Origin of the sequence: Candidatus Methanodesulfokora washburnensis (genome assembly GCF_003947435.1) — an archaeon.
In the GTDB taxonomy this organism is placed as follows: Archaea; Korarchaeota; Korarchaeia; order Korarchaeales; family Korarchaeaceae; genus Methanodesulfokora; species Methanodesulfokora washburnensis.
Genome location: NZ_RCOS01000091.1, coordinates 1 through 7,061, shown reverse-complemented (window position 1 = coordinate 7,061; position 7,061 = coordinate 1). Strand labels below are relative to the sequence as shown.

The 7,061-nt window shown below is 41.4% G+C and carries 10 protein-coding genes; 7 read left to right on the top strand and 3 right to left on the bottom strand.

Features of this window, described 5'->3' with window-relative positions; all coding sequences use genetic code 11:
* On the bottom strand, positions 1-380 hold a 380-nt coding region (locus tag D6D85_RS07645), incomplete at its 3' end, for a hypothetical protein (protein WP_133308301.1).
* A gap of 49 nt (positions 381-429) precedes the next feature.
* Here D6D85_RS07645 and D6D85_RS07640 point away from each other — a divergent pair.
* The gene (locus D6D85_RS07640) at positions 430-1,461 is read left to right on the top strand and encodes a glycosyltransferase family 4 protein (RefSeq protein ID WP_125671470.1); all 1,032 of its coding nucleotides are present in this window, start codon (positions 430-432) and stop codon (positions 1,459-1,461) included.
* A gap of 91 nt (positions 1,462-1,552) precedes the next feature.
* The gene (locus tag D6D85_RS07635) at positions 1,553-2,197 is read left to right on the top strand and encodes a glycosyltransferase family 2 protein (protein ID WP_125671469.1); all 645 of its coding nucleotides are present in this window, start codon (positions 1,553-1,555) and stop codon (positions 2,195-2,197) included.
* A 221-nt stretch (positions 2,198-2,418) separates the two neighbouring features.
* Here D6D85_RS07635 and D6D85_RS07630 read toward each other — a convergent pair whose 3' ends face one another.
* Together D6D85_RS07630 and D6D85_RS07625 are read right to left on the bottom strand one after the other, a co-directional pair.
* The gene (locus D6D85_RS07630) at positions 2,419-3,432 is read right to left on the bottom strand and encodes a glycosyltransferase family 4 protein (RefSeq protein WP_237558790.1); all 1,014 of its coding nucleotides are present in this window, start codon (positions 3,430-3,432) and stop codon (positions 2,419-2,421) included.
* A 220-nt stretch (positions 3,433-3,652) separates the two neighbouring features.
* Complete coding sequence (locus tag D6D85_RS07625) at positions 3,653-4,828, bottom strand: glycosyltransferase (RefSeq protein ID WP_125671467.1); 1,176 nt, start codon at positions 4,826-4,828, stop codon at positions 3,653-3,655.
* An 82-nt stretch (positions 4,829-4,910) separates the two neighbouring features.
* On the opposite strand from D6D85_RS07625, the gene D6D85_RS07620 reads away from it, so the two are divergent.
* The 5 genes from D6D85_RS07620 to D6D85_RS07600 all read left to right on the top strand — a co-directional run.
* Positions 4,911-5,192 (top strand): hypothetical protein, encoded by a 282-nt coding sequence (locus D6D85_RS07620; RefSeq protein WP_125671466.1) that lies wholly within the window; start codon positions 4,911-4,913, stop codon positions 5,190-5,192.
* Positions 5,168-5,590: a type II toxin-antitoxin system VapC family toxin gene (locus tag D6D85_RS07615; protein WP_125671465.1), complete on the top strand. Its 423-nt coding sequence runs from the start codon at positions 5,168-5,170 to the stop codon at positions 5,588-5,590. The genes D6D85_RS07620 and D6D85_RS07615 overlap by 25 nt, the downstream gene beginning before the upstream one ends.
* 265 nt (positions 5,591-5,855) lie before the next feature.
* A complete protein-coding gene (locus tag D6D85_RS07610; protein WP_125671464.1) occupies positions 5,856-6,125 on the top strand; it encodes a hypothetical protein in 270 nt (89 codons plus the stop codon).
* 2 nt (positions 6,126-6,127) lie between these two features.
* Entirely contained in the window at positions 6,128-6,574 is a 447-nt protein-coding gene (locus D6D85_RS07605; RefSeq protein WP_125671463.1) for a type II toxin-antitoxin system VapC family toxin, read from the top strand.
* A 105-nt stretch (positions 6,575-6,679) separates the two neighbouring features.
* Positions 6,680-7,061: uracil phosphoribosyltransferase (locus D6D85_RS07600; protein WP_272914425.1), on the top strand; the 382-nt coding region annotated here is incomplete at its 3' end.

The following is a 7,061-nucleotide window of genomic DNA, read 5'->3' as shown; positions in this document are numbered from 1 at the left end:
TCTATCTCCACTCTGATGATTCTCCCTTCAAGAAGTTGCATTATTTCGAAAGCCTTTCTCAGATCTCCCTCTGCTTTTATCCTCAGGGAAAAACCATCAAACTCCACCGAGAGATCGTTTAAGTACCATGATGCCTTGAAGGACAATATGACTTTGGGCTTTCTCTCAACAGGGAATCTGGAAATGCCGATGTAGCTTTCATAATACTCCCTGTACAGGTCAAGAACCCTCTCTGCCTCTGGCTCACAGCTGTACTGCACCGTATGCGCGCGCGCTACATAGGGGATATTCGGGTCCTGAAGACCAACCTTGCTGAAGATATCACGTTTAAGAGCCTGTAGTGCACTACCCTGAGGCGCGCGCTCCTTCGAGAACTGCACAGTCAGAAGAAATCAAAATTTAAATAGGAGCTTTAGTAAACCATTTAACATGAATCTGCGAGTCCTAGCAACTCCTCATATCGAACATTATACTATCGGCCTTTATGGTGAAGTTTCGAAATACGTACCTGTGACTCTTCTTACATTTAAAAAATACAATTTAAACATTAAACAAATAGTTTCCCCGAGGATCCCCATCCCGAGAAAGAGAACCCTGGCTAGGGATATTCTCCTCAAGATTTTAGCAATGAAGTATGAAATTATACATGTAAACAATTCAACTGAAGGAACACTAATTCCAGCTAAAGACAGGCTGATTGTAACTGAGCATGGTTTTCCTGATCCTTCAGTGGCGGAGAAAGAAATTAGATGGTTCTATGAGAAAGAGCAAAGAAATCTCATCAGATTGTACGAGATAGGTGTACCAATAGTAACTATTAGCAATTATGCCGCTAAACAACTATATGAGAATTTAGGTGTAAAAGTTAAAGCAGTAGTATACCATGGAGTCTTAGAAATGTTCAGGGCTGATGCTCCCAAAAAGTTTCCTGAGAGGCACAAGATACTTTGGGTATCGAGACTTGTAGGCCCAAAAGAGCCATTTGTCCTACTTGATGCAATAAAGAAAATAAAGAATTTTAATAACTTTGAAGTATACATTCGTGGAGATGGACCTTTGAAGAACCAGATCCGTAAGTTTATTCGCTGTAGTAACATTGAGAAACTCATCTCTACAGTCCCGCCCCTGCCCTTTAACAAGATACCAGACCTGTATAAAAGATCTACTATTTTTGTTCACACATGCTCCCGAGAACCATTTGGCTTATCATTGCTCGAGGCAATGGCTAGCGGGCTTCCTGTGATAGTTCCAGATAAGGGAGGTGCATGCGAAATTGCCGATGATGCAGCACTCAAATTCAAGGCAGGAGACCCTAGTGACCTTGCCGACAAAATTTTGGCCCTTATGCTAGACTCAGAGCTCTATGAGAATCTTTCAAGGAAAAGCCTTGAAAGATCTGATTTTTTCAGCTGGAAAAAGGCAGCCGGGGAATATCTTGAGCTTTATGAAAAAATACTTTAAATATTTTTCATAGGCATTATTCTCACTTCATCTAGAGCTCTAATTTTTATTTAAAGGTAAGGTTTTTAATGCTAAAGAAGCTCAGGATCCTGTGAAGGCATCAGTAGTGATACCCACATATCTCCGCCAAAAGGATCTGGCTGAACTCTTCGAAAGCATACTAAATCAGACCTGCATGCCTCTGGAGGTGATAGTAGTAGATGATTCACCTACCGATGAGATCAATAAGCTCTGTACCGAGTATGGAACTAAATTTGCCGAGAAAGGTGTACATCTTTTTTACATCAAAAATGATAGAGAGCGTTCAGCTGCCATAGCAAGAAATATCGGAGTGGAAAACTCAAAAGGTGATATTGTGCTTTTTCTTGACAGTGACGTCGTTCTTGAGAAGAATTTCATCGAGGAAGTCCTAAGAGTATTTAAAGAGAGACCTGATGCAATTGGAGTAGCAGGGTATATCACTAATATCCGAATTGAGAGAGGCTTAAAAGGCGCACTTCGTAACCTTTTTGGCCTTGTGTTCCGCACACACTACAGGTATCCTGCGGATAGATGCCGACTCTTGGAATATCCAGGTACGCTCACGAGAGTTATAGAGTGCGAATGGCTCAGCGGAAGTGCATCTGCATATAGGCGGGATATATTTAAAGAGTTTAAGTTTGATGAAAACCTAAAAGGTTACTCATACATGGAAGATGTTCTGTTCTCCCATTTGATTTTTAAAAAAACATCCTAAAAGTTTGCTTATGACTCCCAATGCCCGTTATGTCCACAAGGTTAGCCCGAAGGATTATGAGGAGAATATTAAGAGACACAAGAATATGTGCAGAAAGTATGTTCTAGTAAAACTTTATGGAATAAAAGGATTATTGCTATATTATTGGCAGAACATAGGTTATACGTTAATAACCTTACTAAATATAAAGAATTTATATAAAACCAAAGATTAATAAGGCTTCATTTATTTTTCTCTTCATATACGCTTATATACTGATGAATAATTTTATCCCAGTTATATATATCTATAATAGTTCTATATGCATTTTCTGCAAGATTCATAGCTTTTTCCCTGTCATTTAATAGCATGTTTATCGCTTTAGCCATAGAGCTATGATCCCACGCATCTACCAAAATTCCAGTATTTTTATTGACCAGCTCTACATTACCACCTACTTTCGTGGCGACTACTGGAACTTTCAGAGCCATAGCCTCCAGCAGTGCTGTGCTCAAGCCCTCATATCTGGAGGGCAGAACGAATACATCCGAGCCTTTTAGTATTTTCAAAGCCTCTTTTCTTGGTCTATATCCCAGAATATGGATCCTTTCATCTCTTTTAGCAAAGTTCTCAAGCATGGTCCTAATAGGCCCATCTCCTATGATCAAAAGATGGGCATTCTCCACCTTTCTAAATGCAAGAAGAAGGGTATCCAATCCTTTTTCCATCGAGAGCCTACCTATATATATTATTTGCCTATCAAAAAATCTCAACTCTTCCTCGGGCATATCTGAGAGATCTACAGCATTAGGGATGTGCACAACATCCACTCCTTTTTTCTTATAAAATATTGTAGCAGACTTGGAAACTGCCGTGATACGATCAGCCCACTTCAGCGCCATGAGCTCGAGGAGCTCTGCTGCTTTGCCCATCATACTGCCGTATAAATAAGCTATCTGCTCTGAAAAAGTACCGTGCAACGTCAAAATTTTCCTTGCTTTAACAAATCTCATAGCCAGTGCTGATGGAATGTTATGAGCGTGCACTATGTCATATCTAGGTCTAGATATGATGGAGAGGAGAGATGAAGATATCATAAAGCTGGGATTCGATAGACCTTTCATTCCAAGACAGGGATAAGTTTCGCATGAGATACAATCTACCTCATAGCCCATATCGGTAAGCTTCGAGATTAATTTTGATACATGCTGTGCGACGCCTCCTATTCCTTTTGTCTTTGGCACAATCATCAGCACATGCAAGGTTTCACTCAGTAGCCCCTTATTGGTAGCAGAAATATAAGTGTTTACCGTGGAACCTTGATGTTCAATAGGAGTGATCCATCAAGTCGGTTTTAGAGTTCCTTGATGAGACAAACTTTACATGTCAAAATTTTTGTCCTAAATAAGTGATAGCCTTATTCTTATCTTATTTTATTTTGATTATCTATAGGTAATTCTAAATATAATTCGCTACTTATATCTGCTGTTTTAATATTAGCTTTGAGATTGTTTCCACCTCCTCCGACATAATCTCTTTCCAGCTCTTTATCTTTGGCGGCTCCACGGTCTCAACTTTCTTATCAAGCAAATCAATTGCTTTTACTGTTAGTGCCTCTAAATCCCATTCTTCAACAAGCTCTACACCAGAGCACTTGCCATAGTAAATCTCTATGGCAGGTATCCTATAGGCTACAATAGGGGTTCCTAGATGAAGAGACTCTAGAACAGCATATGAAAATGAATCCGTATGACTTGGATAGAGCATTAACCTTGCCTTTGCAATTATTTCAAGTCTCTTATCTCTTGGAACAAATTCAGTGAAAACCACCTTGTTCTCTATGCCAAGCTTTCTGCACACCCTCTTAATGCGCAAAAGTCTTTCAGGTGCTATTCTACCTGTAATAACGAGCTTTAGCTCCGGAAAGTGCTTAGAGATTAGCTTGAATGAAATCAGGGCTTCAATAAATCCTTTTTCAGCGCTCAGTCTTCCTCCTCCAAAGACTATGTAGTTTTCTTTCTCTCTAACTCTTCTTCTAATGCTCTTTATAGCCTTTAGGTCCTCCTCGTCTAGAGAGACCCCTGGATCAAGGCAGATCACCTTATCCAGCCAGCCACATCCCATCTCGACAGCTATAGCTTTTGATACACCAAGTATAATGCTGTACTTTCTCAACACCTTTTCATAACGTAGTTTGCTTAGGTAATATTCACCGATGTTTCTAATTATCGCCTCTGCTTCGAAAAGGCTTTTCTCAATAGGCGTATTGCCTACCAGCTTTCTCCAAAGCAATAACGCTTTCAAGATATTAAAAAACCTCTTTCGAGAACCATAGAGGGGTGGGGATTGTAGAAGAACCATACTAGGAGCACTGAAGAATTCCGCTAAGACTCTTCCACTGTAAACAGGATCCCAATTTTCATGGAGCACGACAACAGCATCATAATGTACTGCATTTACTCTCAGGCGCACTATACTTGGAATTGCTAATGCTAAATTCACTGGAAACGCCTTACTCAACTTGTACACTTCTTTAGACCTGTCTGAAAATCCCGCAAACCTTACACGCGCGCGCAAATTTTCTGATAAGCTTTTTCTGTTTCTCAACCTGCCTAAAGAGCATGCTTGTTGCACAAGGATCAGAGCTTCCAAAATATATAAAATATTAAATTAAGAGCTGAATTTATGAGTGGGACAAAAAACTTTTATATGTGGAGCTAAAAATAAACTATGGGTGGGAAATACGAAAGAGATGAATGTCAGGAGGGTTGACGCAAAAGGCAGGGTTTACCTCTCGAGGAAGTTAAGAGGCTCGGAGCTCTACATGGTCGAGGTTGACGATGTGATTCTGCTCTCAGCCTCAAGAGAACGCATCCTGTCAGCTGTTGAGCGACTAGCTCCCTGCAACGCCCTAAAGGAGTACCTTGCCCTTTTGGAGGAACTAGGAGAACCAGCACCGAAAGAAGTTGAGGAGCTCGCAAGGGCGAGAGCTTGGAGGAGCGCAGAGAGGCAATAGTAGACACATGCGTCTTGGTCTCCAAGAAACTGGAGGCCTTGAGAACTCTCAACGCAAAGCTGTACATTACTCCTGTTGTCCTGCTTGAATACCTCAACTGGGCAATGGAGTCGAGAAATATATGGCTGGTTAAAGGAGATGCTAAAAGAGCTAAGGGTTACGAGCGCTTGATTGAGCTGCTGCCCTCAGCACTGCTGGAGCTAGGAGTAGAGGTTCTGGAGCAGAAGCTTACAATTAGTGAACTCAGAGAGGCTGTCGGTTTGGTTTTGCAGCGAGATGTTGATCCTGGAGACGCACTTAATGCGATAACAGCAAGAAAGAGAGGTATGAGCATCGTAACTTTAGATAAAGACTGGCAACGCCTCTCAGACTATACAGTTACCATAATTACTCTCTGAGGCTAATATAGCACACTATCCACTTGTAAATCTAGTTCTAGCTTTTATTTCGCTTCCACAAATCTTTTGCTTTCATCCAAAGTTTGTGCATATACTTCATTTACTGTCCTTTGAGAGTACAACAAATTTTAGATACAAATTTTTACTCGCATTCTCAGTCTGCGAACTTAGGCAAAATGGTCAGGTAATGCCTTTGCATGAAGGTCTTCTGAAATATTAAATAAAACCTTAAATACAGCATTACTCCATAGAGTACTTAGGGAGCATGGCTGAGAAGATAAAGACAAGCATAGTAATCAATAGAAGCCTCTGGGAGAGGTTTAAGACGAAAGTTGTGGGTGAGGGAGGACTAAAAGGTCTTAGTGAAGCTGTGGAAGAGGCCATAGAGGAGGAACTTTGTGAAGACTTGATAATAGAGGCTCTTGAAGAGCTGCTGGGTTCTGAGAAGCCTCCTTTAACAGTAACCCCCGTCAAGCCTGAGGTCCAGACAGATGCAGGGAAGGCTGTGAGAGAACTGAGGGACTCGAGGCTTTAAAAATGCTGGTTTATCTGGACACAAGTGCTATTGTTAAGCGCTACGTTGAGGAGCCAGGAAGCACTTTAGTGAACGAGGTATATGAAAAAGCGCTCAACGGAGATGTGCTGTTATCTTTCTCTGCTTGGAACATTGGCGAGGCACTAGGCGTTCTCGACAAGTATCATAGGAGGCAGTGGCTAAGCAGCGAGAGTTACTTGAAGGCAAGAGCCCAGTTTCTTGGTGAAACGCTTAGACTCATAAGGCTGAGGATCATAAGGGTAATTCCTGTGAGGACAAGTTTACTCAAACAAGCATGGAGTTTGATAGAAAAATATCACATTTATCAAGCTGATGCATTGCAGATACTTTCCGCTAAGCAGGTGAGCTCAGAGAAATTCTACACTGCAGACAAGTCCCTTCATGAGGCAGCATTAAAGGAGGGTTTGAAAAGCGAGCATGTGGGCTGATTATAGATAAATTAGACTTTTGGGCATCCAAGAAGATATCACGAGATCCTTAGGCCGGTGAAAAAATATTTATATCTAAATTTCAGAGTCGCTGGGAGGGGTTTCTTGTTCGAATATAGGGCAGTAAATAAGAAGTATGCCCAAGAAGTTCTGACGCAATTGCGGAGCAAGGAGACGAGCCAAGTAGAGTTCAGAAAAGGACTTGTGCGCCTTGGAAGAGTGCTAGGGCTGGAAATAGTTGAAGACTTTGAAACAGAGGAGAAGCTTGTAGAGACACCGCTTGGCACCATTTACAAGGGGATAAGGATAAAGGACTTCGAAAAAGTCTGCATAATAACTGTTCTGAGGGCAGCTTGGCCCCTGACGGAGGGTTTAGTGAAGATATTCTACTCAGCTAAACAGGGAGTTATTGCAGCCAGAAGGGCAGAGGAAAAAGGCATGCACAACAGAGAGTTCGATATTGAGGTAAATTATGTCAAGGTTCCCG